This is a genomic window from Trueperella bonasi (assembly GCF_030811535.1).
Lineage (GTDB): Bacteria > Actinomycetota > Actinomycetes > Actinomycetales > Actinomycetaceae > Trueperella > Trueperella bonasi.
Map to the genome: position 1 here is coordinate 1,423,709 of NZ_JAUSQX010000001.1, position 26,983 is coordinate 1,450,691.

Genomic DNA, 26,983 nt, shown 5'->3' on the forward strand with positions numbered 1-26,983 from the left:
CGGAAAAAGTTTTTCCAAAGAGTAGATCTCGTTACATAGGTGGAGCTTTGAACGTTCTTAGCGCGCAAATGCTGCCCGCATGAGCTCTTCGGCCTCACGAGCGTGCACCGATGCCATGCCCGCGGCCGTGGATGCTGCGGGTGGCCGAGAAACCAAGCAAACATCGTGGCTCAGGTCGGGGAACATGGTGAGTGCAAAGTGCCCCCACGCTCCCTGATTTGCGGGTTCGTCCTGTACCCAGAACACGGCTGCATCCGGATACTTGTCAAGCTCCGCGCGGACCTCCTCGACGGGATTGGGATAGAGCTGCTCGATTCGGATAATGGCGGTGCGATTATCGCCATCCTTTTCCGCCTTTTCCAACAGGTCGTAGTAGATCCGCCCGCTACACAGCAGAGCGCGATCGACGTTGCTAAGGCTTCGATGTTCTCCGATCACGGTTTGTACCGTGCCCGAGGTGAAATCTTCAACGTTCGACTTGGCCGCTTTTCGGCGCAAGAGCTGCTTGGGTGAAAATACGATCATAGGTTTACGCGGGCGGTTATAGGCCTGCTTGCGCAGCATGTGGAAGTAGTTCGCGGGCGTTGATGGTTGGACCACGATCATGTTGTCTTCTGCACACATTTGCAAGTGCCGTTCGATGCGGGCCGAGGAATGATCGGGCCCTTGGCCTTCGTATCCGTGTGGCAGTAGCACGACGAGCGAAGAGTTTTGATTCCACTTTTGCTCGGCCGATGAGATGAATTCGTCGAACACGATCTGGGCGCCGTTGGCAAAGTCGCCAAACTGAGCCTCCCAAATTACGAGTGCATCTGGGCGTTGCACCGAGTACCCGTATTCAAAAGCGAGTACCGCGTATTCGGAGAGGGCGGAATCGAAAATTTTCAGTCGAGCTTGATCCTCAGTCAGGCCCATCAGTGGCGTCCACTCCTCACCAGTGGCGTAGTCGTGGGCGACGGCGTGACGCTGGGTAAACGTTCCGCGCCGAGAATCTTGCCCGGACATGCGCACTGGCACGCCTTCGATGAGAAGTGAACCAAATGCCAGCAGTTCGCCGTAACCCCAATCGATTTCACCTTCGTGAGACATTTTGTTGCGGCGCTCAAACAGCTGAGTCACTTTGGGATGTGCGTTAAAGCCTTCCGGGGTAGTGGTGTGTGCCTGCCCGATCCGGTGCAAGACTTCCGGCGCCACCGCCGTCGTCCAACCCACCATGGTGCCGGCATCTTCTTCTTGGGACTGCGGGATACCGAGCGCATGGGAGGCGTCTTTTTCGTCACCTACCCGGCTCGTTTCAACCTTGCGTACTTCTTCAAACGCGTAGTCCAGCTTGTCTTTGAAATCCTGCTCGACTGCTGCGGCGTCCTCCTCGGAAATGTCGCCGCGGCCAAGCAAAGCCTCTTGGTAGAGCTGACGCGTGGAGCGCTTTTCGTCAACGAGCGAATACATGATCGGTTGCGTCATCGACGGGTCATCGCCTTCGTTGTGGCCCCGCTTGCGGTAACAGATGATGTCGAGGATCACGTCTTTCTTGAACTCCATGCGGAATTCATAGGCCATGCGCGCCATTGTGCATACGGCTTCCGGATCGTCGCCGTTCACGTGGAAGATGGGCAGTTGCAAGCCCTTGGCGATATCGGTGGTGTACCGCGAGGATCGGGAATTTGATGGGGCCGTAGTGAAACCTATTTGATTGTTGACGATGATATGGACGGTGCCGCCTGTGCGGTAAGCGGGTAGTTGGCTCAGATTGAGGACCTCGGCAACCACGCCCTGACCGGAAAATGCCGCATCGCCGTGAATGAGCACTGGCATGATTGCCGCGCCGTCGTCGTCGAGATCCAATTGATCTTGCATGCCGCGCACCACGCCCTCAAGAACGCCGTCGGCAGCCTCAAGGTGGGAGGGGTTTGCTACCAGATATACCTCGACCGCCTCACCCTTGGCCGATTCGTAGGTGCCTTCGGTGCCAAGGTGGTACTTGACGTCGCCAGAGCCCGCTTTTTTTGGGTCGATTACGCCGTCAAACTCAGAAAAAACCTGCGCGTAGGATTTGCCGGCGATATTTGTGAGCACGTTGAGCCGGCCGCGGTGCGCCATACCGATTGCTACTTCGTGGAGCCCGTCGTCCGCCGCTCCGTCCAAAATGGCATCGAGCGCCGGAATGAGAGATTCGCCTCCCTCGAGTGAGAATCGTTTTTGGCCCACGTACTTTGTTTGAAGGAAGGTTTCAAACGCTTCGGCCTCGTTGAGTTTTTTGAGGATTCGCACCCGTTGCTCGCCCGTGATTGGCGACGACGGGCGTTCCAAACGCTCTTGGAACCATGCACGCTGGGTGGGGTCTTGAATGTGCATGTACTCGATGCCAACCGTCCGGCAGTAAGCATCGCGCAACTGGCCTAAAATCTGGCGCAAAGTTAGGTTGCTTGTGCCCGCGAAGCCGCCGGTTGGGAAGGGGCGATCTAAATCCCACAGGGTGAGCCCGTAGGAAGAAATCTCCAGGTCCGGGTGGCGGCGCGGGTGGAAGGAGAGCGGATCGGTGTCCGCAATCAAATGCCCGCGTGAGCGGTATGCGTGGATGAGTTCCGCGATCCGCGCGGGTTTGCCAAGCTCGCGTTCGGCGTCGTATTCGACGTCTCTTTCCCACGTAATTGGCGTGTATGGAATGCGGAGCGAGAGGTATACGCGCTCGTAAAAGCCATCGAGGCCCAGCAGTTTTTCTTCCAGGAGGCGTAAGAAACGCCCGGAGGTCGCGCCCTGAATGACTCGGTGATCGTAGGTTGATCCAATGTGTACAACTTTCGATACGCCAAGGCGGGCGAGCTGCTCGTCGGCCGCGCCCTGGAATCCTGCCGGATAAGTCATCGAGCCGACACCGACGATCAGCCCTTGACCATTCATCAGTCGCGGAATCGAGTGCGTTGTGCCAAGGCCGCCGGGATTGGTGAGGGTGGCGGTCGTTCCTTGGTAATCCTCGATCGTGAGCTTGTTGTCTCGTCCGCGAGCGACCATCTCCTCGTATGCGGACACGAACTCGGAGAAAGTTTTTGTTTCCGCGGCTTTGATGGATGGCACGACGAGCGTGCGGCTGCCGTCGGGTTTCACGACGTCGATAGCCAGGCCGAGGTTCACGTGCTTCGGCTTGACGAAGGCGGGCTTGCCGTCTTCTAGGGAATAGGAAACATTCATTTCCGGCATTTGCGCGAGTGCTTCAACCATGGCGTATGCGATCAGGTGGGTGAAGGAAATTTTTCCGCCGCGCGTTGCTGCAAGATATTTGTTAACGACGATCCGATTGTCGAACATGACTCGGGCGGGTAATTCGCGGATTGATGTCGCTGTAGGGATTGTCAGCGATGCGTCCATATTCTTGGCAAGGCCGCGGTCACCGCCTTTAAGTATCGTGACATCCTTGTCAGCCGGGTTGAGATCGGCGGGAGCTTGAGTGGGGGCGAGGTTGTAGGTTTTGGCATACGGGGTTAGTGCCGGTTGCGCTCCCACCCGCGGCTGGGGCGGAAGATCTGAGCGAGTGACGTTCGTCGACGGCGTCGATGCTCGATCCGCGCTTGAGTGCACTTTACGCTGTGCCGCGCTGACGCCCTGCGGCTCACGAGTTTCCATCCCGTTCGGGTGTGGTTTGCGGCCCTGTTCCTTCCAGGTGCCAAACATCTCCGCCCACTGTGGTCCGACTCCCTCATTCCCATCGAGGTACGCGGCGTAGAGATCTTCCACAAAGCCTTGGTTCGGTCCAAAATTATCGGAGTTCGTTGACGACACTGTCTTGCCTCACTTTTCATAAAAGAAATGACCGATTCCCAGTTTAGTGATGTTCGCCTCCAAACATGTGGTCAGGAGGTGAAATAGGGCCAAAATTCGACCGTGAACACGCGCTATGGTCTCTTATCGTCAAGATGAATTCATCGATGTGTCAAGACTTTCTATTGAGTCGTCAGCTGCGTGGGTTAACATGGGCGCATGGAAGGACGACAACGTAGGGGATGCCTTGGCAACTGATGTAATTTTGCTGGGCATCGGCCTCATTCTGATCTGTGGAAACGCACTTTTCGTCGCTGCCGAGTTTTCGCTCGTTGCACTTGATCCGGCCACGATTGATGATCGGGCTCGAAGCGGTGACTCCAAAGCGCAGTCTGTCAACAAAGCACTGCACAATCTGTCATTGCAGCTTTCCTCGTGTCAGGTGGGCATTACACTGACCACCATCCTCTTGGGCTACGTTGCGCAAGCGCCACTCCAGCACATGTTTGAGCAATTGTTTAATGACCGCGGCATGGCCAGCGCGGCTGCGATTGGTACGGCTGCAACCGTGGCCTTCGTCATGACAAATTTGGCTTCAATGCTGTTTGGCGAGCTCATCCCGAAGAACATGGCGCTTGCGGAGCCGCTTAATACGGCAGCTATCGTATCCTGGCCGCTACGCGCCTTTACTACAGTTTTCAAGCCGCTAATTGTGGTCCTCAATGAGACGGCCAACTGGATTTTACGCCGGTTTGGTATTGAGCCGGCCGATGAACTTTCCGGTGCTCGATCGGCCACCGAGCTATCGGCTCTTGTGCGGCGTTCAGCAGACGAAGGCACACTGGACGTTTCCACAGCGCGCCTCCTGGTCCGCTCAATCGACATCGGTGCGCTGACGGCCGTCGATGTGATGACCGACCGCACCCAGGCAAGCGTGCTTCCCGCCGATGCTACTGCGGCCGACGTCGTCGCGCTGGCCCGGGAAACCGGGCATTCGCGCTTTCCCGTCATCGGGGAAGATATGGACGATATTCGTGGCTTCGTCCACTTGCGCAGGGCCATTGCGGTGCCCTATGAATCTCGGGCGGAGGTGCCTGTGACCTCGTCGTCGTTGCTTGTGGAAGCGACGCAGGTGCCCGAAACAATCGAACTTGCTCCGCTGCTGATCCAGCTGCGCTCCGAAGGTTTGCAGATGGCAATTGTCGTCGACGAATACGGCGGTACATCGGGGCTGGTAACCCTGGAGGACGCCGTCGAGGAAATCGTTGGCGACGTTGCAGATGAGCATGATCGCCGCCGGGCTCGCACGCGGATCGTGGCCGGTGGGGACTGGATGATTCCGGGATCCATGCGCCCTGATGAAGTGTCCAGGGAGCTCGGGCTCGATATTCCCGATGATGGGCCGTGGGAAACGGTGGGCGGTTGGATGATGGCAAAACTTGGCAGAATGCCCGAAGTGGGCGATGAATGCGTAGAGGGTAACGTGCGAGCCGTGGTGGAGACCATGAACGGGCGGCGTATCGAGCAGGTCCGCGTGTCTGGGGTTGATGAGGCATGAGTATTGGAACTGCGCTTATTGTGACGGGCGTGCTGCTGGCGATTAACGCCTTCTTCGTGGGTGCGGAGTTCTCGGTCATGGGTGCGCGGCGCTCGCGGGTAGAGCCGCTTGCTGAGCAGGGGAAGAAAACGGCGCAAATAACGCTCTACGCACTCGAGAATGTGACCTTGATGCTTGCCACGTGCCAGCTTGGGATCACAGTCTGCTCGGTTGCACTCGGTGCCATCTCAGAGCCGGCTATCGCGCATTGGATTGAAGGTCCGCTTGCGGCGGTTGGTGTTCCTGAAGGAATGGTCCATCCCATCGCGATCGTGATAGCTCTTGTGCTGGTGGTCTACCTACACGTGGTGCTGGGGGAGATGGTTCCAAAGAATCTGGCGGTGACCACTCCCGAAAAGGTGTCCTACGTGCTCGTGCCACCGCTGGTTGCTATTTCGAAGCTGCTTTTGCCGATTGTGCACTCGCTTAACTGGTTCGCGAATCGGATTATTTCGCTTCTTGGATTTGAACCTAAGGATGAAGTCGGAGCGGCATTTACGGTCGACGAAGTGGCCTCAATTGTTGACGCTTCGAAGAAGGCGGGCGTGCTCGATGCCGACGTTGGTCTGATTTCTTCGGCCTTGGAGTTCACCGAATACAGCGCGGGCGATCTGATGGTTCCGATTGCGGATTTGACCACGGTTAGTCCGTTAACCACTCCGGCCGAAGTGGAACTGGAAATTGCTCGCACCGGCTTTTCTCGATACCCCGTCAAGGTGCAAGATGAACTCGTTGGCTACATCCATTTAAAGGACATTATTGATATCTCGGCCAGCCGGCGTGAGGAGCCGATCGCGCCGTGGAAGATTCGAAAAATGTCGCTTGTTGATTCCTCTGACGAAGTTGAATCCGCGCTACGCTCGATGCAAAAAGATGGCACACATCTTGCGGCCGTCTCAGTGAATGGAGCCGTGGAGGGGGTCTTGTTTTTGGAGGACATTCTCGAAGAGCTCGTGGGTGAAGTCCGCGACGCTATGCAAAAGTAGCCGGCGTGCTGCTCTTCTCAAGCCGATGTGTGGGGCGCACATGACGCGATTCACAGCCCGACAAGCCCCGAAATCTCGGGCGAGGTAGCGCAAATGTTATCAAACCGTTACCATTTAACTTGTGCGATACGCAGGCCTACTGCGTCACCGATTTCTCACTGAGCTTTAGGAAGGGGGCGAGGTTGTCCCAAGATACGCCAGGGTCTGAGCGTGTGGATGATCCAACGGCTCTTCCTTCGCGCAGGCAACTGCGCCTTCAGCGTGAGGCTGCGCAGCGTGCGAAAGAGTGCTCGGGCACGGCCGAATCAGTTTCGGCGGCGCTGTCTTCCACTGTTGAAGACGAGACGCCGACAGCCGAAATTCCGCCGCTCAAGCGATCCACCCGAGGCGAGTCCGATGCACAGCCCCCCGCCCGCAAGCGTATTCCGGTGAGAAAACATGGCAGGGTTAAGCCCGGCAAACTCATGACGGCGCTTGCAAGCATCGCAGCCTTTGCCGTTGCGGGCACGGCCACCTCGGTTCTCACTATTTCCAATGTTGGCAATGCCCGCGCCGTTCAGGGAGCTGCAGAGCTGGAGCAGAAAGCCAGAGCGACGATCGAGCCGAGCGTGCCCGATTCGTTGAAGAAGGCAGACGGTGCAGCTGACTCAGCTCGTTATCGCGATCTCGAACGGGAATTGGCCGGCGCGAGCGTCCAGTGCGATATTCGTAGCGGTGCCAATTCGCTGGTATCCGCGTTTGTTGAGGACGAAAACGTCGTGATCGATCCTATGCGTGCCGGCTCTTACCGCCTGTCGTCTAGCTTTGGTTGGCGTTACGATCCGTTTACTTACCTGCCTTCGCGCCATTTGGGTGAAGATTACGCCGCGCCGGTTGGCACGCCGATCTACGCGATTGCAAACGGTACAGTCGTCCACGCGGGCGAAGGCATTGATGGCCGTTCGTCGAACCTGATCGTGATTGCCCACGAGATCAACGGTGAAAAGTACACCTCGTGGTACGTGCATATGTACGACGACGGGGTTCACGTTGAAGCTGGCGATCAGGTGCGGGTCGGTCAACATATCGGTGATGTCGGTTCAAACGGTAGGTCGACGGGGCCACACTTGCATTTCGAAATCCATTCGGGCCATGAACTCATTTTGGAAGACGGTTCAACGGACAACGTGCTCAATCCGCTCGAAACCCTTGCAGAGCTTGGCTCTATTGACGTTTCTGAAATTTGCTAAGTTCCAAGGGCAGACTTCACCGCTAAGTGCTTTGCTAGGCTGGTTCAATGGCTGGTGTACGCTTGTGGAAGATAGGTGACCGCCCCGTAGTTCTTGCCCACCGTGGCGGTGGAAATGAAGTGCCGGAAAATTCGATCGAGGCCTTTCGAACCATGCGTGATCGGGGCTTTAATTACATTGAGACCGATTGTCACGCCACGGCAGATGGCATCGCCGTCGTCTTCCATGATCCGATTTTAGATCGCGTTACCGATGCTTCGGGAAGGATCTCCGATTGGGCTTGGGACGATTTGAGACATGTGAAAGACCACTCGGAAAATCGAATTGTGCGCCTCGATGAACTGTTGGAAGAGTTCCCTGAAATCGTTTTTAACCTCGATGCAAAACACAATCGCGCCGTTAAACCGATGATTGAGACGATCCGGCGGGCCGACGCGATCGACCGGGTAAGTTTGGCGAGTTTTAGCGAAGCGCGCCTTGTGTACATGCGGCGGAAGTTGCCCGGAGTGCGATCATCGTTAGGAACGTCGGCGATAGCCCGCTTGGTGATCGCGGCCAAAGCACCAAAGGGTGTGCGTACGGCGATGATCCGTGGTTTGCCCGGGCCGAAACGAGGAGTCGAAGCGGTACAGGTTCCGGAGGCTTTTAAGACGATTCACGTCGTTGATGAGGCCTTTATCGCTCTAGCTCATTCGCGCGGGCTCGCCGTGCATGTGTGGACCGTCAATGAGCGTGATGACATGGAAAAGTTACTCGACCTCGGCATTGACGGCTTGATTACCGATGAACCCACCCTCGCTCGCGAGGTTATCGACCAGCGTTTTGGGAACGGTGCCAACTGAAGCCAACTGAATGGCATGTGAAATGGCATGTGCACCATTTCGGCATGAAAATGCCCGGCATAACATTTCGTTGATATACCGGGCTAAAGTAGAAGTACCCCGAATAGGATTCGAACCTACGACCTTCTGCTCCGGAGGCAGACGCTCTATCCCCTGAGCTATCGGGGCTCAGCGATTGGTTAGTCTAACACTGCGATCGGCTCCAACACGAATCTAGCCTGCACGTCTGGTGTGATTCGGAGCCCGGCATGAGAATGCTGGGACTGTTAACATGTCATTGCACTTCCTCCAAACATCCGAAGGACAGCACGTGACTCCTCGCTCTTGGCTCTCAGTAATCTTGTGCGCTATCGCCTTGATGTTTGCTGGCTGCGCGGGCAACCCTGTGAATTCGACGACGACCAACCCAGACCGTCCAGACGTCGCCCCTGAAATCCCAACCTCTGGTTTCGTTGAACGTTCCAATCCCGGCGCATGGATTTTCAACGAATACAAGTATGCAAATGTCAGCGATTTTCGCGTGCCTGACGGGGAAGTCTTATGCGCCATTCAAGGTGATTATGCGATCACAGCCAGCGATGTCAAGCGTGAGGCGCGCGGGTGGTATTTACCCACGAAAGAGGTCGCATGGCAACGCACGGATGTCTTGTGCCCCTCCGATGGAGTCTCGCCGCAAAGAATCACCCCGGGCGCTGTGCTTGGCACACCTAGGAGCGATCACTATTCTGGACTGCTCGTAGACTTCGCCACTGGTAAAACGCTTATTGATATTCCCGATCTGGACCCAGAGGTGAGGGTGGCGCCCATGCCGATTGGAGTGGCCGGCGACATTCTCGTTCTGAACCTGCATGGGTCACTATACGGAATTAGTAAATCTGGAAAGCAGATGTGGGAGCTCGATGCCCCGGGGTGGACGTGGTCAAAAAACCTGATGACTGGGCACGCTTTCGGACTGAAGGATCAAGAAAACGTCATGGTAGTCAACGGGATAACCGGCCAGGTCGTGCTCGAGTCGAACGTTCCCAAAGGTCGCCCGCTAATTCAGACGGCTGGCGGTTTCATGTATCAAACTGAACCGGAGGAACCCTACACATTCGTCACACTCGACGGCACGGTTTCCACTCTGGACGAGTCGTTTTCGGGCGCGCGATACGTTCCCCTGCCAAGCGCGGGAGCGCTTTTCCCTCTCAACCTTTACCTCAATCCCGATGCGGGCCCGATTTTTGATGCCGCGGGTAATCCGGCGCAGTTCGATATCGGTCTTGGCGAATTTCAACGTGAGGGTACGAGCGAGATGCCCGAGATCGTCGCGGTAAGTGCCGATGGCAACCTCACGATAGTCGACGATTTGAACGGCCTAATTTACGCCGTCGATCGTGATGGTGACACTCTTTGGGATCTCGCCGCGTTGCGCCCTCGGGTGTGTGGCTCCTATCTTCTGGTCGAACTTGGTGTGGGCAACCATGCGATCGTGATTCCAAGCTTTTCCGGCGTCCAAGAAGATGAACCCGATGCGGAGCAATGACCACGGCTGTAAGGCCAATATGAGAGATGGAAGTTTGGTGGTTATCACCTGCCCGGTACACTTTGAGCTATGACTCCAGAAGAACTTTCAGCCTTTATCCACACCTGCTTGAACGAAGCGATCGTGGCGGGTGAGATCGCTCTTGATCCTTCCTCGATTGGTGAGGTAAAGGTTGAGCGTCCGCGTAGCCGGGAGCACGGCGATTGGGCTACGAACGTTGCCATGCAGTACGCGAAGAAGGCGGGAACAAATCCGCGGGCGTTCGCGGAGATCTTGGCCAAACGAATGTGCGCGGCCGATTCGATTGCATCGGTAGACATTGCGGGCCCAGGGTTTTTGAACATCACGCTCAACACGGCTGCTGCTGGTGAGCTTGCGCGCACGATCGTCGAGTCGGGTAGTGAATACGGCCGTACGGCGGCGCTCGCGGGCTCCACGGTCAATCTTGAGTTTGTGTCGGCCAATCCGACAGGTCCGATCCATGTGGGCGGTGCGCGGTGGGCGGCCGTCGGCGATTCTTTAGCCCGAATACTTGAGGCATCGGGCGTGAGCGTTGTGCGCGAATACTATTTCAACGACCACGGAGCTCAAATCGATCGTTTTTCGGGTTCGTTACTTGCTCGCGCTCGAGGTGAAGAACCGCCGGAGGATGGGTACGGGGGCGATTATATTGAGGAGATCGCCACTCGGGTGATCGACGGCGAGTTGGCCTCCGGGCGTCCCGATCCCAGTACGTTGCCTGACGACGAAGCGCGAGAGGTCTTTCGTGAACGCGGTGTGGCGCTCATGTTTGCTGCGATTAAGAAGGAACTGGCCGATTTCCGCGTTGAATTTGACGTGTACTTCCACGAGGATTCGCTGCACGAGTCCGGCGCGGTTGATGAGGCGATTCAAACCTTGCGGGACAAGGGCGTGATCTTTGAAGCCGATGGTGCCACCTGGATCCGCACAACGGATTTCGGTGATGACAAGGACCGCGTGATCATCAAGTCCGACGGCGATACGGCGTATTTCGCCGGCGACATCGCCTACTATCTGGACAAGCGCCAACGAGGAGCTGACCACGTGATCATTATGCTCGGAGCCGACCACCATGGCTACGTGGGGCGCATGTACGCGATGGCCCAAGCGTTTGGTGACACGGCTGGCGTCGGCGAAAATCTTGAGATCCTGATCGGGCAGCTGGTTAACCTCGTGCGCGATGGGGAGCCGGTACGGATGTCAAAGCGGGCGGGAACGATTGTCACGCTCGGTGATTTGGTGGACGTGGCCGACGTCGACGCCTCGCGTTATTCGCTTGTGCGCCAGGCGATGGATTCCCCCATCGATCTGGATCTGGACGTGATCACATCGCGCACCAATGACAATCCGATCTACTACGTTCAGTACGCGCACGCGCGCACCTGCTCTGTGGATCGCAATGCGGCCGAACACGGGGTTACTCGCGATGCTTTCGATCCGGCTCTACTGGATAGCGAGGCCGACGGCGATCTGCTCGCGGCTCTCGCCCAGTATCCAGACATTGTCACACAGGCGGCGCAGTTGCGTGAACCGCACCGGCTTGCGCGCTATCTTGAAGATCTCGCTGGCAAATACCACTCGTGGTATGGCGTTTCGCGCGTCACCCCGCGCGCGGATGATCCGGTGACCGACGTGCATCGCACAAGGCTCTGGCTTAATGATGCGACTGGGCAGGTTTTGCGTAACGGTCTCGCCCTGCTCGGGGTGGGAGCCCCGGAGAGGATGTAATGCGCGAAATAACGCCCGCCCCCGAACCGACCGGTGACGTCCAAGGCATCTGGTCGGTGAACACGCGCCGTACTGATTCCGGCGAACTCGAAGTCGCAGGTGTCGGCGTCCGCGATATTGCCGCCAAGTTCGGTACGCCAAGCTACGTGTTGGATGAAGACGACATGCGCCAGCGTGCTCGCGCGTGGAAGAGCGCAATGGACGATGCCTTTGCCAATCTTGCGGGCGCGGAAGTTTTCTACGCGGGTAAAGCCTTTTTGTCCAAAGCTGTTTCTCGCTGGATGAGCGAGGAAGGCCTGAACATTGACACGGCATCTGAAGGAGAACTGCGAACCGCGCTCGCGGCGGGAGTGCCGGGCAATCGGATAGGGCTGCACGGTAACAATAAATCCGTTACCGAAATCGAGCTCGCCCTGGACGAGGGCATCGCGCATATCGTGATCGATTCGCTACCCGAGGTGGAACAGGTGGCGGCTCTCGCTGCGGCCCGTGGTGTTTGCGCGCCGGTGTACGTGCGCTTGACGACCGGTGTGCACGCGGGTGGCCACGACTTTATTCAAACGGCTCACGAAGACCAAAAGTTTGGACTTTCTGTCAATAGTGGCGCGGCGCAGGATGCGATGAAAGCGATTGCCTCCCACTCTTCTCTCAAGCTCCTCGGCCTGCACTCTCATATTGGCTCGCAAATCCTGTCAACCGAGGGCTTTGGCGAAGCGGCAAAAGCGGTTCTGGCAGTGCGTCAATGGGCTGCCGGGCAGGGAATTGACATTCCCGAAGTTGATTTGGGAGGCGGATACGGTGTTCGCTACACCGAAGCCGACGCCCCTGCGCCACCACCCGCCGAATTCGCGGAGGTCTTGGCCTGCGCGGTGCGTGAACACGTAGCCGAAACGGGCCTACCAGCTCCGCTTATTTCAATCGAACCTGGCAGGTCTATTGTGGCCCCTGCGATGCTGACCCTGTACCGGGTTGGCACGATCAAGGACGTGCACACCGACACCGGTCCGCGCCGTTACATGTCCGTCGACGGCGGGATGTCCGATAATCTGCGGCCCGCGCTTTATGGCGCCCAGTACACCGCGGCCGTCGCATCGCGCGCACCAGAAGGTGAGCCCGTGCGTTCGCGCGTCGTTGGTAAGCACTGCGAATCGGGCGATATCGTTGTCCACGCGGTTGGTCTGCCAACTGATACCGTGGCGGGAGACCTGCTCGCTGTGCCGGTTACGGGAGCTTACGGGCGTTCTATGGGATCGAACTACAACATGATTTCGCGCCCGGGCGTCGTCGCGGTACGGGACGGGCGCGCATACGAAATACTTCGCCGTGAAACAATCGATGACCAATTGGCACTTGACGTTGGCTGATACCAAGAAAGAGAACGATGACGATTAAAATTGCACTGTTGGGTGCTGGTACCGTGGGCAGCCAGGTGGCTCGCCTTTTAAAGGAAGAAAACGAGTTGCTCTCGGCCCGGGCCGGTGCGCCGCTGGAGCTGGTGGGCATTTCAGTGGCAAATCTGGAAGCGGAGCGCGATCCGTGGATCGATCGTGATCTGCTCACAACGGATTCCAAAGCACTGATCGAAAAAGCCGATATCGTGATCGAGCTGATTGGCGGCGTTGACCTGCCACGCGAGCTGATCTTGCACGCCTTGCGCTCCGGTGCGTCCGTAGTGACGGGCAACAAGGCACTTTTGGCCGAGCACGGCCCGGAGATCTACGATCTGGCAAAAGAGCAGAACGTCGACGTGTATTACGAGGCGGCTGTGGCCGGTGCCGTGCCGGTTGTGTATGCCGTGCGCGAGTCACTTGCCGGCGATACCGTGACCGAAATTCAGGGTATTTTGAACGGCACCACGAACTATATTTTGGATGAGATGACGACGAAGGGGCTCGCCTTCGACGAAGTTCTTAAAGTCGCGCAGGATCTCGGCTTTGCAGAGGCTGATCCGACCGCGGATGTCGATGGGCACGACGCCGCGGCGAAGATCGCGATATTGGCTTCGCTTGCCTTCCACAAGCGCGTGCACATCAACGACGTTCAGGTTGAGGGTATTCGCTCTATTACTGCCAACGATATTGCGGCGGCCCGGGCCGGTGGCTACGTCATCAAGCTCGTTGCTACCGCGCGGCAAGAGGCTGGCAAGATTGAGGTGCGGGTGAATCCGACCCTCGTGCCACAATCCCATCCGCTGGCCTCAATTGGTGGCTCGTTTAATGCCATTGTGATCGAAGCGGAAGCCGCGGATCGGCTCATGTTCTACGGACGCGGTGCCGGCGGCGCTCCCACGGCTTCGGCCGTGCTGTCCGACGTCGTCGCCGCGGCTGCAAAGCGCGTGGTTGGCGGGCGAGCGCCACAAGAAATTGTTCTTGGCGAATCGGAATTCGTTTCCGCAGATGATTCGCGGTCAAAGTACTTTATCCGTACGAAGGTGAAAGATCAGGTGGGCGTGCTCGCGGATCTTGCGGCTAAGTTCGCACAATCGGACGTATCAATCTCCTCGGTACGCCAGGATGAACGTGCCGAGGATGGTGAAGCCGAGCTGACGGTCACCACGCATACGGCTCGGGCGGCGGATATTGCCGCGACGATCGACAGTATTCAACAGGCGAAGACGGCCCAGGTTGTGCGCGTCTTGCGGGTGGGAGACGAATAATGGCACATCAGTGGCAGGGAATTATCCGCGAGTATCGTGAGCGTTTGCCCTTCGGCAAGAGCGATCCAGTAGTAACACTGGGCGAGGGTGGCACCCCGCTCGTGTATGCGCGCGCGATTTCTGAGCGGGTGGGGGCCGACGTTCACATCAAGGTCGAAGGCGCCAATCCGACAGGCTCGTTCAAGGATCGGGGGATGACGGCGGCGATCTCGCAGGTCAAGCAAACAGACGTTCAGGTGGTTGCTGCAGCCTCGACCGGCAACACCTCGGCCTCAGCTGCGGCATATGCTGTTGTAGCCGGGCTGAAAAGTGCCGTTATTCTTCCGGCTGGAAAGATCGCCGCGGGCAAGCTGGCCCAAGCGATCGTGCACGGCGCTCAGTTGGTGGCCGTCGATGGTAACTTCGATGACTGCCTTCGGATTGTGCGCGAGCTAACGGATACTCATCCCGTAGCGCTTGTTAATTCTGTTAATCCCTACCGTTTACAAGGGCAAAAAACGGCTGCTTTTGAAATCGTCGACGCCCTGGGCGACGCCCCGGATATTCATGTTCTGCCAGTGGGTAACGCGGGCAATATTACGGCGTATTGGATGGGTTATAACGAATATGCGGGCCGAACAACGCTTGCCTCCATGGATGATTCGGCTTTGCATATGGAACCGGTTTCCACGAAGGTGCCGCAGATGTGGGGCGTTCAAGCCTGGGGCTCGGCGCCGCTCGTTTTGGGCGAGGTCGTGGATAATCCGGAGACGATCGCGACAGCGATCCGGATCGGTAATCCTGCATCGTGGAAGTACGCCGAAGCGGCTCGCGATGATTCGAAGGGGTGGATCGATCGAGTTACTGACGAGCAGATCTTGCACGCCCAAAAGGTACTGTCAGCCGAGGTTGGCATATTCGTTGAGCCGGCGTCCGCAGCGTCGGTAGCAGGGCTCTTGCAGGCAGCTGAGCAGGGCAAGGTTCCCAAGGGCGCCACGATCGTGTGTACCGTCACGGGTAACGGGCTGAAGGATACAGCCACGGCTCTTGGCGATGCGGATCTCGATCTGCGCCCGATCGAGCCAACATTGCAGGCTGCGGCCGAGGTTTTGGGACTGTCATGAGAATCGCAAAAGACACCGCCAAGGTGAAGGTGCCGGCATCGTCTGGAAATCTCGGCCCTGGATTTGACTCGATGGGCATGGCCCACGACGTGTGGGACGAGGTGTCCGCAACTTTGATCACCGGCCCCTCCCGCGTGGTCATATTGGGTGAAGGTAATAGCACTCTCCCTAAGGACGACTCACACCTGATCGTCAAGACCATGAGTGAGACTTTTGAGCGGCTTGGCGCACCCACACCTGGAATCGATCTGGTGTGTCGAAACAATATTCCTCACGGTAAGGGCATGGGTTCCTCGGCAGCGGCGCTGACAGCTGCAGTTATGTTGGTGCGCGAATTACTCGGCACTCCCGATGAGTTCACGCGGGAAGAAGTTTTGAATATCGTGGCCGGTTACGAGGGCCACCCGGACAATGCGGCGCCAGCAATTTACGGTGGCGCAACACTTTCCTGGCGCGAAGGCGAGGGCTTCAAGACGGCCCAGTTACCGGTATCGGACCGTGTGAAGACCACGCTGCTGATACCTGATGAGGTATTGCTCACGACGACGGCCCGTGCTGCCTTGCCCGATATGGTCCCGCTCGTAGACGGTGCTTTTAATGCCGGCCGTTCGGCTCTCATGGTGCATGCACTTTCGCAGGAACCGGAACTGTTGTTCGCCGCAACGGAGGACCGTTTGCACCAGCGCTATAGGGCCGATTCGATGCGACACACCACCGATGTTCTTCGCGCCCTTCGCGAGGCCGGATGGCCGGCCGTCGTTTCGGGAGCCGGCCCCTCGATTCTCGTGTTTGCCGAGATCGATCCCGCAATGGCCAATGTTCTTGCCCAACAGGGATTCCGAACCGTGGACTCCAAGCAGGTGCGGGGAGCGCACGCGGTCTAAAGTTTTAAAAGCAGACACTTTACGTGTATGCTATCGTGTGACAGTATGGCATCGAGCCACAGCGCATAGCAGTTGTTGAACTGCGCGCTATCCGCATTATCTGTCTCAATCCATCATTTGCGCACTGCGCCATTTGCGGATAACTACATGTGCGGACAATTGAATTTATACATTCCAACAATATTGGAACCGAGGAAGGAACCTCGTGAGCGAAAAGTCAACGCCACCAACAGGCCCCATTTCTACAATGCGCCTTGCCGATCTTAAGGAACTTGCAGAATCGATGGGCCTCCAATTGCCGGCGAAGTCCCGGCGCCCCGATTTCATTGCAGCTATCCGTGAAGCGAGGAAAGCGAACCAGGGCGAACCCGCCACGGCACAGCCAAAGTCTGATCAGCACCCAGAATCTGAGCCGCACAACGATACCAGTGAACAAATCGAGTTACCCAAAGCAAGATCGAAAAAATCTGATTCGGGCAAAGAATTGTCAGCTGACGAAAAGAAAGCCGCTCTAGATGCGCTCGGGGACGCGGCAGAACGCCGGGCGGGCGAACGTGGCGATGAGGGCGATAATCGTCGGCGTAGCCGCAGTAGGCGAAACCGTAATCGCAATCGTGACGATCAGAAAACCGAGAACAGGGAGCGTACCAGAGACGATCGCTCCAGAGATGACCGGGCCAAAGAAGATCGCACACAGAACGGGCGTAACCAGCAAACTGATGACTCGGGTGAGGTGCTGATCCCCGTAGCTGGAATCCTTGACGTCGACGGTAATAACAACTACTTGCGCACTGGCGGATATTTGCCGGGCAAGAACGACGCCTACGTTTCAACTCAAATCATTCGCAAATATGGTTTACGCCGCGGTGATGCGATTCAGGGTGCGGTGCGTGACGCCTCAGAAAATACCAATCGTAGGGGGCGTCAGCACAGGTACAACCCGCTGGTAGAAGTCACCTCGATCAACGGGATGAGCCCCGAGGATGCAAAAGAGCGCCCCGAGTTCAATAAACTCACGCCGCTGTACCCCAACGAAATGCTCCGTTTGGAGACCACGCAAAAAGCACACACCACACGCGTGATCGATCTCGTTGCACCGATTGGCAAGGGCCAGCGCGGTTTGATCGTTTCTCCGCCAAAAGCGGGCAAGACGATCGTTATGCAGCAGATTGCCATGGCTCTTGCCAAGAACGATCCGGACGTTCATTTGATGGTCGTGCTTGTTGATGAGCGCCCTGAAGAAGTGACTGACATGCAGCGCCTCGTCAAGGGTGAAGTGATTGCATCAACATTCGACCGCCCGGCTTCCGATCACACGATCGTGGCGGAGCTGGCAGTCGAGCGAGCAAAGCGCCTGGTTGAACTTGGTCAAGACGTAGTAATCCTCCTGGATTCACTTACCCGTCTCTCGCGTGCCTACAATTTGGCCGCTCCGGCTTCCGGCCGAATCCTTTCCGGTGGTGTGGACGCCGCTGCGCTGTATCCGCCGAAGAAGTTCTTCGGCGCCGCGCGCAATATTGAAAACGGCGGCTCATTGACGATTATCGCCTCGGCCCTCGTTGAAACTGGTTCGAAGATGGACGAGGTCATTTTCGAAGAGTTTAAGGGCACGGGCAACATGGAGTTGCGCCTATCGCGTCAGCTCGCAGATCGCCGTATCTTCCCGGCTGTGGATATCAACGCTTCGGGCACCCGGCGCGAAGAGCTACTCTTCAGCCCCGAAGAACTCAAGATCGTTTGGCATTTGCGCCGTGCACTTGGCAACCTCGACGTGCAAGAATCCTCCGATTACGTGCTCGGCCGGATGCGTAAGACGGAATCGAATGGCGAATTCCTCATGTCGATCGTACGCGGCATGCAGGGTAGCGAATAGGGCCCTGTGAGCAATCGCGCGCCGGCGCTGGCTATCAAAGCGCTGGCAACATGTGGTTAAATTGATCGTCGGCTTCTGGTTCACCTCTGTGACGTGCAGGGGACCCAGAGCACTAGATCCTAGGAGACATGATGAAACAGGGAATCCATCCCGAGTACTCGGACATTAAAGTTTCGTGCACGTGCGGTAACGAATTCGATACCCGCTCCACGCTCGAACGCGAGGAACTTCGCGTCGACGTTTGTAGCGCATGCCACCCGTTCTACACCGGAAAGCAGAAGATCCTCGATACCGGTGGCCGCGTTGCCCGCTTTGAGGCTCGCTACGGCAAGCGCAAGAATTAGCTGTTTTCGTAAACGCCGGTACAGTTTTCTGTACCGGCGTTTACGGTATCGAGGTGTGAGATGAGTGAATTCCCGGCGGCCGAGGCAGCGGCTGCAGAGTATAAAGATATTGAAATGCAAATGGCGTCTCCAGAGGTTTTGGCGAAGCCGGAGAAGTTGCGCTCGCTTGGGCGGCGCTACGCGGAGCTTCGCCGCGTGGTCAGCCGCTATGAGCGGTGGCTAGAAGTTTCTAGCGATCTTTCAGATGCTCGGGAGATCGTGGAACTTGGCGGGGATGATGGCGAACTTTTTGCCGAGGAATTACCGCGTCTTGAAGCCCTGGTAGAAGACGCCTCCGCCGATCTGCGTGATGCGCTGTTGCCTCGTGATCCCGACGACGGCCGCGACGTTATCTTGGAGGTCAAGGCCGGCGAAGGAGGCGAAGAATCCGCTCTCTTCGCTTCGGATTTGGTGCGGATGTACCAGCGATATGCGGAAAACAAGGGCTGGAGCACCCAGGTGCTGTCAAAAACTGATACCGATATGGGCGGCTTCAAGGACATCCAGATCGCCATTAAAACCAAGTCTGTTCCAGAAGATCCAGCCGAAGGAGTCTGGGCCCACCTCAAATACGAGGCCGGTGTCCACCGAGTGCAACGAGTACCCATCACCGAATCGCAGGGGCGGGTTCACACCTCGGCAGCTGGCGTACTGGTCTTTGCCGAAGTTGACGAACCCGAAGAGGTCGAGCTGAACGACAATGATTTGCGCATCGATGTTTATCGTTCGTCGGGGCCTGGTGGGCAGTCGGTGAATACCACGGACTCGGCGGTTCGAATCACACATTTGCCCACAGGAATCACCGTTGCGATGCAGGACGAGAAATCACAGATTAAGAATCGTGAAGCTGCGATGCGTATTTTGCGGGCACGTATCCGGCAGGCGCAGCTCGATGAACTCGCAGCCAAGGAAGCCGATCAGCGGCGCAGTCAGGTTCGTACGGTCGATCGTTCGGAACGCGTGCGCACCTATAATTTTCCGGAGAACCGGATCGCCGATCACCGCACTGGCTACAAAGCACACAATCTCGATGCGGTACTCGAAGGTGATCTTGACGACGTCATCACCTCCCTTCGCCAGATGGATGAAGAGGATCGCTTGCAGGCGGCCGCGGAGGACGCGGAGGCGTAGTGAGCAGGACGTGGGCGCATGCACTCGAGGTCGCGCGCACAAAACTCGCCGCCGCAGTTGAGTCTGCGGACGTGGATGCGCGCCTTCTCGCAGAATTCGTTCACGGCGGCGTTCCTTCCGGGTCCGAAATGATCACCGACGCCGAAGTGGCGGCCTTCGAACAAGCGGTGAGCCAGCGGGAAAAGCGCGTTCCGCTCCAACACATTACCGGCACGATGTATTTCCGTTATCTCGAACTTGAATCCGGGCCGGGCACATTCGTTGTGCGCCCAGAAACCGAGATGGTGGTCGAGGCTGTCATTGAAGAAATTGCTTGCCTTGCTGCTCAGCAGTCTCGGCAGCGCCCCGTCGTCGTTGATTTGTGTACCGGTTCTGGAGCTATTGCGTTGGCGATCGCCACCGAAACGTCCGCGCAAGTTATGGCCGTTGAGCTCTCGGAAGAGGCGCATGAATCAGCCAGCCGAAATAGCGCGCGCTACGGACATCCGATCACGCTGATTCGTGGCGATGCGTTAAGCGCATTCGAGGAGCTCGCCGGCCGCGTCGACGTCGTTGTGTCTAATCCGCCCTATGTGCGCGGTGATGAAGAACTTGCGCCGGAAGTCACTCACGATCCCCAGATTGCCCTGTTCGGCGGCGGGGATGACGGACTAGAAATGCCCACTAAAATTATTGCTCGCGCTCACTATCTACTGCGCGTCGGGGGTATTCTCATCATGGAGCACGGTGAGGAACAAAGTTCCGCGCTGCGAGGTGTGGCCCGCAGGTGCGGCTTTGGCGAAGTTTCGACGGGGCAAGACCTGACTGGCCGCGATCGGTGGCTACGCGCAAGGAAGGATGAGGCATGAAGGTTCGCGCATCCGACTCGTTCGCTATCGATCTTGCAGCAAGGGCTATTGGCCGGGGCGAAGTGATTTGCCTGCCAACCGACACGGTTTACGGTATTGGTGCCGATCCCTTCGATCGCGATGCGATTTCGCGGCTGTTAACTGCCAAATCACGCACTCGTGCCAATCCGCCGCCGGTGCTCGTCAGTGATATTGCGCAGGCACAGTCGGTAGCAGCCACTATTTCGAACCTCGGGCTGGCGCTGATGGAAGAATTTTGGCCGGGAGCGCTCACGATCGTCGTTCCCGCTAGGGAAGATATCGGCTGGGATCTTGGTCAGACGAACGGGACGGTTGCGCTACGCGTGCCAGATTCGCAGCTCACGCGTGATCTACTGAGTGTTGTTGGCCCGTTAGCGGTGACGAGCGCGAATCAGCATGGCGAACCTCCCGCCACGACGGTGGATGAGGCCGTGGCCCAGTTGGGAGATGCGGTGACGCTATATCTAGACGGCGGCCTTGTTGGCGGCGGTGCGGGAATCGCTTCTACGATCGTAGATGTGCGCGAGCCGATGCGGATATTGCGCCACGGTGGAATTTCGCAGGAGCAGCTCGAAACTGTTCTAGGGGTTGAGCTGTGAGAACATACCTACTCATCATGGTTGTGGCGGCAGCACTGACCTATGTGCTTGTGCCGTTTATTCTTCGGATCGCCTTGAGTTTGGGGGCGATGACCCAGATTCGCGAACGCGATGTGCACCGTACACCCGTGGCGCGCCTTGGTGGGGTTGCCATGTTTGCGGGTTTTGTAGGTGCGCTGTTGCTGGCTTCACGGATTCCGTATTTGCGCGAGGTTTTCACCAGCTCGTCTGGGGTGTGGGCGATCGTGTTGGGTGGCGGGCTGATGTGTTTGCTCGGTGCGATCGATGACGTGTGGGAGTTGAACTGGTACACGAAGCTAACCGGCGAGATACTCGCCGCCGGCCTGATGGCCTGGCAGGGAGTCCAGCTGGTGACGATGCCACTGTTTGGCTTGACGGTTGGGTCCACGCGGTTGACCCTATTTGCCACGATTCTCGCCGTCGTGATTGTGGCAAATGCGGTGAATTTCGTGGATGGGCTTGATGGGCTTGCCGCGGGTGTGGTGGGGATTGCCGCTTTCGCATTTTTTATTTACGCCTATTATTTGACGCGCGAGGTTTCGCCCGGTGATTACACTTCGGTTGCGACGACGGTGCTCGCCGCTCTGGTGGGAGTGGCGGTTGGTTTTCTGCCGCACAACTTCCATCCGGCCAAGATTTTTATGGGTGACTCCGGGGCGCTGATGCTCGGCACGGTTCTTGCAGGTGCCACAATATTGGTTACCGGCCAAATTGATCCGGCGACAGTTGAGACGCGGCAGGCGATTCCCGCGTTCATGCCGCTCGTCATTCCGCTCCTTATATTGGTGATTCCACTTATCGACCTCACGTGGGCGGTAATTCGGCGGTTGCGCCAGGGCCGCTCACCGTTTTCTGCGGATTCAGGGCATTTGCATCATCGCCTCCTCAGGCGCGGTCATTCGCATACAACTGCCGTGATGATCTTGTACATGTGGACGGCGAACGCGTCATTTTCTGCGGTTGCCTACACGATATTTCCGCACCCGGGAGTCCTGATCGCGTCTATCGCGGCGGTTGTGATCGGCATTATTATCACCTGGGCGAAATTCGGATCGGCTCCTGCCCAGGAGAAAGTGGCTAGCCATGCGGCGTCGTAGACCCGGTGAGCGCTACAGCGCCGAAGGCCTACAGGCGCGTGCGGCGCTGGCGGCAATGCTAGGCACTGGTGCGGTGACGGGCCTTGGGGTGTTGATTGCGCCTGTGCACGCCGAGTCGATCGGTGCGGCTGGCGCTGTCACTGTGGCTCTGCATTTGATAACTGTTGGTGTAAGCGTGCTTTTGGCGCGGTTTGATGTGCCCAGTGCAGTGGGGATTGGAGCCTACAGTGTGAAACTATTTGTTCTGGCCGGCGCTCTGGTTTACCTGCAGGGTTTGGAGTGCATGAACATGCGCGCGGTTTTAGGGACGTTGATCGCAACCATCGTAGTTTCGCTTGCGATCACGGCGGTTATTCTCTCTAAAGGCCCTGGTCCGACCGTTGGGGATGAGTGAAAACGGAGCATGAATTGCACGAACCTGAACCATTTCCTTCTTGCTTTGGAACGTTGAGATCACCTCATGTACAGTATGAAGAGTTAGGTTCGGAGTGTGAGGATCGATCGGCTTCACGGAACAATGCGTCGGTATTTCGCGAGGTTCCACAGCGGAAAGACGATCCAAAAGCCGAGCAGTGCACAAGTTGGGGTATAGGCGAACAGTGATTTCTTACGCGCTTGCATCGTTGCCCATCTTCCTCGCGGGAGATGGTGAAGGTTTCGTCCCACCCTCTTTGGAACACGAATTTAATCCACCGCCGTTGTTTTTCGCTGGTACACCATTTGAAATGAATCGAATCTTGTTGATTCGTCTCATTGCGGCAGTGGTTTTGGCGCTGATTTTGATCTGGTATGCCAAGCGCAAACAGCTCGTTCCCGGGCGTAGGCAGGCTGCGGTCGAGGCGCTCCTTGACTTTCCTCGGGTCCAAATCGGCCATGAAATTATCGGTAAAGAAGAGGCAGAGCGCTATCAGCCGATGCTGATGACGATCTTCCTAGGCGTTCTATTCATGAACATCACCGGCGTGATTCCCGGGCTGCAAATCGCTGGAACATCGCTGATCGGCATGCCGCTGATTTACGCGCTATTTTCATACTTCGGCTTTATCTTGGCCGGTATCCGGGCCAAGGGGGCGGGCGCGTTCTTCAAAGATTCGCTCATGCCTTCTGGCATACCGCCACTGATCTACGTTATTCTGACGCCAATCGAGTTCCTATCAAACTTCATCATCCGCCCGGTTACGTTGACCGTTCGTCTTTTGATGAACATGGTCGCCGGCCACTTGATCCTCGTGCTGTTCTTCCTTGGAACGCACTTCCTGTATTTCCAGCTGTCAGGAGTCATTGGATTCGCAACCGGAACTTTGGCCATATTGGGAGGCACAGCCTTCCTAGTTTTCGAAATTTTCGTCGGAGCTGTACAGGCTTATATCTTCGCCCTGCTCTCCGCCGTCTACATTTCCCTATCCATTTCTAAGTCCCATTAAAACTAAGGAAAGAACACATGACTGGAAACATCGCAACAATTGGTTACGGTATCGCCACCATTGGCCCCGCGTTGGCCATCGGTTGGATCGGTGCCAAGAATCAGGAATCGACAGCCCGTCAGCCTGAGGTCTCTGGAGTTCTCCGTGTGAACATGCTTATCGCGATGGCTTTTGCTGAGGCTCTTGGCCTGATTGGCTTTGGTGCCGGCATCGTCTTCGGTGGATAACAATGGTTGAAACGACTGGCGCGTGGTGGCAATTTGATTGGCACCTCCTCTTACCCGCGCTCCCAGATCTGATTTGGGGCACGGTTGCCTTCCTCATCGTCGCGGTTGCCGTGTACAAGTATGCGTGGCCGTCTTTTAAGGCGATGCTCGATGAGCGTGGCGAAAAGATTGATGAGGGCCTGAGGGCGGCTGAAGTTGCGCGGGCAGAGATCGCTGACCAGCGCGTGCAAATTCAGGAAGAAATCCAGCAGGCTCAGCGTGATGCTACGGGCATTCGTGAATTGGCGCAGGAAAACGCTCAAGCGATCGTCGCCGAAGCGCAAAATCGCGCCAACAAGGAAGCCGCGAGCATTCTGGATAAAGCGCAAAACCGCATTAGCGCCGATTCTCAGGCGGCAATGCGTAGCCTTGAGGGCGACGTCGGAGTTTTAGCCACTGAGTTGGCCGAGCGGATCGTGGGCGAGGCACTTCAAGATGAGGGGCTGGCCCAGCGCGTCATTGATCGCTTCTTGGACGATCTCGCCACTTCGACCCCCGAGTACGCCAAGGAGGCGGAGGCCTAAATGCGCTCTGGTAGCCGCACAGCCCTGCAACGTGCGATCGATCGGTGGGATGGCCTTCTGGCCAACCGGCCGAGAGAAGAGTTGAGTCTGGGAATCCAGATTTTCTCGGTGGTCGACATTTTGAAGAAGTCCCACGCGTTGCTTAACGCGCTCGAAGACGACTCACGCGGCGGCGACGAGCGTGCGCAACTGGCACAGAAGGTCCTGGGCGGTCGCGTATCGGACGAGATTACCGAACTGGTCATGGGCATGGCGCGAGACACCTGGTCTGAAATGGGTGACTTGGCGTTGGCTTTGGAAGATCTGGGTGTCCACGCGATTTTGTATGGTGCTCGGCGTGAAGACCTGCTCGGTGAAACTGAAGAGCAGCTCTACCATTCGCAGCGAATCCTCAAAAACGAACGTGACCTGAGGCTAGCCTTTAATTCGGTGACTCAGCCGGTAGAAAAGCGGATGGACCTGGTCAACGAAGTCTTTACGGGAGCCAATCCCTATACGATTGCGCTATTGCGTAGGGCTGTTGGAGCTGAGGAGCACTCGATCGCAACCCTCGTGCGGCGTTATATCGATGCGGCTGCAAACATGGGTCAACACCTGGTCGTGGCAGTGACGAGCGCGCTGCCGCTGACACGCGAGCAGGAAGAACGCCTGGGCGCTATCCTGTCCGCGAAATACGATGCCGATGTGCAAGTTCACGTGTCGATCGACACGGCGGTTATTGGGGGCTTGCGCGTTCACATTAAAGATGACGTTATTGACGGCACAATCGCAAGCCGGCTTGCCGGTGTGCGAGAAGCTTTTAGGAATTAACCGCGGCATAAGCCGCAATCGAGCGAAGGAAGATTAATGGCTGAACTGATCAATCCGGAGGAAATCCGGGCTGCGCTGGACAGCTTTGTGAGTTCGTATGAACCCGCGAAGGCGGTTAACGAGGAGGTTGGCCACGTAACCCTCACCGCGGACGGTATTGCCCGAGTTGATGGCCTGCCTGGCGCGATGGCAAACGAGCTATTGCAGTTCGAAGATGGCACACAGGGCCTTGCCATGAACCTTGAAGAACGCGAAATTGGCGTGGTTGTTCTTGGCGATTTCTCGCACATTCAAGAAGGCATGGAGGTGCGCCGCACGGGTGAAGTACTTTCCGTTCCCGTGGGTGAAGGCTACCTCGGCCGCGTCGTCGATCCCCTAGGCAATCCCATCGACGGACTGGGCGATATTCGCGACCTCGAAGGGCGCCGCGCGTTGGAGTTGCAGGCACCCGGCGTGATGATGCGCAAGTCCGTGCACGAACCTTTGCAAACGGGTATCAAGGCCATCGACGCCATGATTCCGATCGGGCGCGGTCAGCGTCAGCTGATCATCGGCGACCGCAAGACCGGCAAGACGGCCCTCGCTATCGACGCCGTGCTGAACCAGAAAGAAAATTGGGAATCGGGAGATCCGAACAAGCAGGTGCGTTGCATTTACGTGGCCGTCGGACAAAAAGGTTCGACCATTGCCGCCGTCCGCGCAACGCTCGAGCGCAACGGCGCGATGGACTACACCACGATCGTCGCCGCACCGGCGTCGGACTCCGCAGGCTTTAAGTACCTAGCGCCCTACACGGGTTCGGCCATCGGCCAGCACTGGATGTATCAGGGTAAGCACGTACTCATTATTTTCGACGACCTGTCTAAACAAGCCGAAGCCTATCGCTCCATCTCCCTGCTACTTCGCCGCCCACCGGGTCGTGAAGCATATCCGGGCGACGTGTTCTACCTGCACAGCCGCCTCCTTGAGCGCTGCGCAAAGCTGTCGGATGAGTACGGCGCCGGTTCGATGACCGGCCTGCCGATCATCGAAACGAAAGCTAACGACGTCTCCGCTTATATTCCCACGAACGTCATTTCGATTACCGACGGCCAGATCTTCTTGCAGTCGGATCTTTTCAACGCGAATCAGCGCCCGGCCGTCGACGTCGGCATCTCGGTCTCACGTGTGGGCGGCGATGCACAGATCAAGGCGATGAAGAAAGTTTCGGGTACGTTGAAAATCACGCTGGCACAGTATCGATCGCAGGCAGCCTTCGCGATGTTCGCATCGGATCTGGATGCCACCACCCGTCGCCAGCTCACGCGTGGTGAGCGCCTCATGGAGCTGCTCAAGCAGCCCCAATACACGCCCTATCCTGTTGAAGATCAGGTCGTGTCTGTATGGGCGGGAACGAATGGTTATCTCGATACCATCGAGGTCTCCGACGTCGCCAAATTTGAGCGCGGGTACATCGACTACCTCAAGCACAACACCGACATTTTGACGACCATCGCGCAGACCGGAAAGCTCGAAGAAGACACCGAACAGGCGCTAAAGGAAGCAACTGAGAAGTTCCTCGAGTCCTTCACCTCGGCCTACGAGGCGCAGGATCTTCCGATCGATGAGGTCGAACCCGCCGAACAGACCCAGGAGACACTCGTTAGGGCAAGGAGCTAG

The 26,983-nt window shown here is 57.2% G+C and carries 23 protein-coding genes and 1 tRNA gene; 22 read left to right on the forward strand and 2 right to left on the reverse strand.

Annotated elements, in window-relative coordinates; translation table 11 throughout:
- Positions 1-57: 57 nt before the first annotated feature.
- Positions 58-3,777: a multifunctional oxoglutarate decarboxylase/oxoglutarate dehydrogenase thiamine pyrophosphate-binding subunit/dihydrolipoyllysine-residue succinyltransferase subunit gene (locus J2S70_RS06580; protein WP_307682939.1), complete on the reverse strand. Its 3,720-nt coding sequence runs from the start codon at positions 3,775-3,777 to the stop codon at positions 58-60.
- Between the two features lie 190 nt (positions 3,778-3,967).
- Between J2S70_RS06580 and J2S70_RS06585 the strand changes: the two genes are divergently transcribed.
- The 4 genes from J2S70_RS06585 to J2S70_RS06600 all read left to right on the forward strand — a co-directional run bounded on the left by J2S70_RS06585 (position 3,968) and on the right by J2S70_RS06600 (position 8,410).
- Entirely contained in the window at positions 3,968-5,314 is a 1,347-nt protein-coding gene (locus tag J2S70_RS06585; protein ID WP_407702662.1) for a hemolysin family protein, read from the forward strand.
- Positions 5,311-6,339, forward strand: a complete 1,029-nt coding sequence (locus tag J2S70_RS06590; RefSeq protein ID WP_307682942.1) for a hemolysin family protein — start codon at positions 5,311-5,313, stop codon at positions 6,337-6,339. The genes J2S70_RS06585 and J2S70_RS06590 overlap by 4 nt, the downstream gene beginning before the upstream one ends.
- A gap of 182 nt (positions 6,340-6,521) precedes the next feature.
- On the forward strand, positions 6,522-7,568 hold the full coding sequence (locus J2S70_RS06595) for a M23 family metallopeptidase (protein ID WP_307682943.1): 1,047 nt from the start codon (positions 6,522-6,524) through the stop codon (positions 7,566-7,568).
- Positions 7,569-7,615: 47 nt separating this feature from the next.
- Positions 7,616-8,410, forward strand: coding sequence for a glycerophosphodiester phosphodiesterase (locus J2S70_RS06600; RefSeq protein WP_307682944.1), 795 nt, complete (start codon positions 7,616-7,618; stop codon positions 8,408-8,410).
- Positions 8,411-8,505: 95 nt separating this feature from the next.
- On the opposite strand, the gene J2S70_RS06605 is transcribed toward J2S70_RS06600, so the two are convergent.
- A tRNA-Arg gene (locus J2S70_RS06605) sits at positions 8,506-8,578 on the reverse strand.
- Between the two features lie 142 nt (positions 8,579-8,720).
- Between J2S70_RS06605 and J2S70_RS06610 the strand changes: the two genes are divergently transcribed.
- The 18 genes from J2S70_RS06610 (at position 8,721) to atpA (ending at position 26,983) form a co-directional block, all read left to right on the forward strand.
- Positions 8,721-9,935, forward strand: coding sequence for a hypothetical protein (locus J2S70_RS06610; protein ID WP_307682945.1), 1,215 nt, complete (start codon positions 8,721-8,723; stop codon positions 9,933-9,935).
- Positions 9,936-10,004: 69 nt separating this feature from the next.
- Positions 10,005-11,684, forward strand: a complete 1,680-nt coding sequence (argS, locus tag J2S70_RS06615; protein WP_307682946.1) for an arginine--tRNA ligase — start codon at positions 10,005-10,007, stop codon at positions 11,682-11,684.
- Positions 11,684-13,048 carry a diaminopimelate decarboxylase gene (gene lysA / locus J2S70_RS06620; RefSeq protein ID WP_307682947.1) on the forward strand — a complete coding sequence of 455 codons (1,365 nt, stop codon included), beginning with the start codon at positions 11,684-11,686 and terminating at the stop codon, positions 13,046-13,048. The genes argS and lysA overlap by 1 nt, the downstream gene beginning before the upstream one ends.
- Before the next feature lie 17 nt (positions 13,049-13,065).
- Positions 13,066-14,340: a homoserine dehydrogenase gene (locus J2S70_RS06625; protein ID WP_307682948.1), complete on the forward strand. Its 1,275-nt coding sequence runs from the start codon at positions 13,066-13,068 to the stop codon at positions 14,338-14,340.
- Complete coding sequence (gene thrC / locus J2S70_RS06630) at positions 14,340-15,443, forward strand: threonine synthase (protein ID WP_307682949.1); 1,104 nt, start codon at positions 14,340-14,342, stop codon at positions 15,441-15,443. Before J2S70_RS06625 ends, thrC begins: the two co-directional genes overlap by 1 nt.
- Entirely contained in the window at positions 15,440-16,327 is an 888-nt protein-coding gene (gene thrB / locus J2S70_RS06635) for a homoserine kinase (RefSeq protein WP_307682950.1), read from the forward strand. The genes thrC and thrB overlap by 4 nt, the downstream gene beginning before the upstream one ends.
- Positions 16,328-16,574: 247 nt before the next feature.
- Positions 16,575-18,200 (forward strand): transcription termination factor Rho, encoded by a 1,626-nt coding sequence (gene rho, locus J2S70_RS06640; RefSeq protein ID WP_307683385.1) that lies wholly within the window; start codon positions 16,575-16,577, stop codon positions 18,198-18,200.
- A 131-nt stretch (positions 18,201-18,331) separates the two neighbouring features.
- Positions 18,332-18,544 (forward strand): 50S ribosomal protein L31, encoded by a 213-nt coding sequence (rpmE, locus tag J2S70_RS06645; RefSeq protein WP_307683386.1) that lies wholly within the window; start codon positions 18,332-18,334, stop codon positions 18,542-18,544.
- A gap of 60 nt (positions 18,545-18,604) precedes the next feature.
- Positions 18,605-19,714, forward strand: a complete 1,110-nt coding sequence (gene prfA, locus J2S70_RS06650; RefSeq protein WP_307682951.1) for a peptide chain release factor 1 — start codon at positions 18,605-18,607, stop codon at positions 19,712-19,714.
- Positions 19,714-20,562 (forward strand): peptide chain release factor N(5)-glutamine methyltransferase, encoded by an 849-nt coding sequence (prmC, locus tag J2S70_RS06655; protein WP_307682952.1) that lies wholly within the window; start codon positions 19,714-19,716, stop codon positions 20,560-20,562. The genes prfA and prmC overlap by 1 nt, the downstream gene beginning before the upstream one ends.
- Positions 20,559-21,182: an L-threonylcarbamoyladenylate synthase gene (locus tag J2S70_RS06660; RefSeq protein ID WP_307682953.1), complete on the forward strand. Its 624-nt coding sequence runs from the start codon at positions 20,559-20,561 to the stop codon at positions 21,180-21,182. The genes prmC and J2S70_RS06660 overlap by 4 nt, the downstream gene beginning before the upstream one ends.
- Positions 21,179-22,300, forward strand: a complete 1,122-nt coding sequence (locus J2S70_RS06665) for an MraY family glycosyltransferase (protein ID WP_307682954.1) — start codon at positions 21,179-21,181, stop codon at positions 22,298-22,300. The genes J2S70_RS06660 and J2S70_RS06665 overlap by 4 nt, the downstream gene beginning before the upstream one ends.
- Positions 22,287-22,694: a hypothetical protein gene (locus tag J2S70_RS06670; RefSeq protein WP_307682955.1), complete on the forward strand. Its 408-nt coding sequence runs from the start codon at positions 22,287-22,289 to the stop codon at positions 22,692-22,694. The genes J2S70_RS06665 and J2S70_RS06670 overlap by 14 nt, the downstream gene beginning before the upstream one ends.
- A 205-nt stretch (positions 22,695-22,899) precedes the next feature.
- Positions 22,900-23,724 (forward strand): F0F1 ATP synthase subunit A, encoded by an 825-nt coding sequence (gene atpB, locus J2S70_RS06675; RefSeq protein WP_307682956.1) that lies wholly within the window; start codon positions 22,900-22,902, stop codon positions 23,722-23,724.
- 17 nt (positions 23,725-23,741) lie between these two features.
- Positions 23,742-23,951 carry an ATP synthase F0 subunit C gene (gene atpE / locus J2S70_RS06680; RefSeq protein ID WP_307682957.1) on the forward strand — a complete coding sequence of 70 codons (210 nt, stop codon included), beginning with the start codon at positions 23,742-23,744 and terminating at the stop codon, positions 23,949-23,951.
- Between the two features lie 2 nt (positions 23,952-23,953).
- Positions 23,954-24,514 carry a F0F1 ATP synthase subunit B gene (atpF, locus tag J2S70_RS06685; RefSeq protein WP_307682958.1) on the forward strand — a complete coding sequence of 187 codons (561 nt, stop codon included), beginning with the start codon at positions 23,954-23,956 and terminating at the stop codon, positions 24,512-24,514.
- Positions 24,515-25,324 (forward strand): F0F1 ATP synthase subunit delta, encoded by an 810-nt coding sequence (locus J2S70_RS06690; RefSeq protein ID WP_307682959.1) that lies wholly within the window; start codon positions 24,515-24,517, stop codon positions 25,322-25,324.
- Positions 25,325-25,360: 36 nt separating this feature from the next.
- Entirely contained in the window at positions 25,361-26,983 is a 1,623-nt protein-coding gene (gene atpA, locus J2S70_RS06695) for a F0F1 ATP synthase subunit alpha (protein WP_307682960.1), read from the forward strand.

Excerpts from the sequence above, each read along its gene's own strand:
- J2S70_RS06585 (WP_407702662.1), top strand. The coding sequence starts at position 3,968 with ATGGGCGCATGGAAGGACGACAACGTAGGGGATGCCTTGGCAACTGAT.
- J2S70_RS06590 (WP_307682942.1), top strand. The coding sequence starts at position 5,311 with ATGAGTATTGGAACTGCGCTTATTGTGACGGGCGTGCTGCTGGCGATT.
- J2S70_RS06600 (WP_307682944.1), top strand. The coding sequence starts at position 7,616 with ATGGCTGGTGTACGCTTGTGGAAGATAGGTGACCGCCCCGTAGTTCTT.
- argS (WP_307682946.1), top strand. The coding sequence starts at position 10,005 with ATGACTCCAGAAGAACTTTCAGCCTTTATCCACACCTGCTTGAACGAA.
- lysA (WP_307682947.1), top strand. The coding sequence starts at position 11,684 with ATGCGCGAAATAACGCCCGCCCCCGAACCGACCGGTGACGTCCAAGGC.
- J2S70_RS06625 (WP_307682948.1), top strand. The coding sequence starts at position 13,066 with ATGACGATTAAAATTGCACTGTTGGGTGCTGGTACCGTGGGCAGCCAG.
- thrC (WP_307682949.1), top strand. The coding sequence starts at position 14,340 with ATGGCACATCAGTGGCAGGGAATTATCCGCGAGTATCGTGAGCGTTTG.
- thrB (WP_307682950.1), top strand. The coding sequence starts at position 15,440 with ATGAGAATCGCAAAAGACACCGCCAAGGTGAAGGTGCCGGCATCGTCT.
- rho (WP_307683385.1), top strand. The coding sequence starts at position 16,575 with ATGCGCCTTGCCGATCTTAAGGAACTTGCAGAATCGATGGGCCTCCAA.
- rpmE (WP_307683386.1), top strand. The coding sequence starts at position 18,332 with ATGAAACAGGGAATCCATCCCGAGTACTCGGACATTAAAGTTTCGTGC.
- prfA (WP_307682951.1), top strand. The coding sequence starts at position 18,605 with ATGAGTGAATTCCCGGCGGCCGAGGCAGCGGCTGCAGAGTATAAAGAT.
- J2S70_RS06660 (WP_307682953.1), top strand. The coding sequence starts at position 20,559 with ATGAAGGTTCGCGCATCCGACTCGTTCGCTATCGATCTTGCAGCAAGG.
- J2S70_RS06670 (WP_307682955.1), top strand. The coding sequence starts at position 22,287 with ATGCGGCGTCGTAGACCCGGTGAGCGCTACAGCGCCGAAGGCCTACAG.
- atpE (WP_307682957.1), top strand. The coding sequence starts at position 23,742 with ATGACTGGAAACATCGCAACAATTGGTTACGGTATCGCCACCATTGGC.
- atpF (WP_307682958.1), top strand. The coding sequence starts at position 23,954 with ATGGTTGAAACGACTGGCGCGTGGTGGCAATTTGATTGGCACCTCCTC.
- J2S70_RS06690 (WP_307682959.1), top strand. The coding sequence starts at position 24,515 with ATGCGCTCTGGTAGCCGCACAGCCCTGCAACGTGCGATCGATCGGTGG.
- atpA (WP_307682960.1), top strand. The coding sequence starts at position 25,361 with ATGGCTGAACTGATCAATCCGGAGGAAATCCGGGCTGCGCTGGACAGC.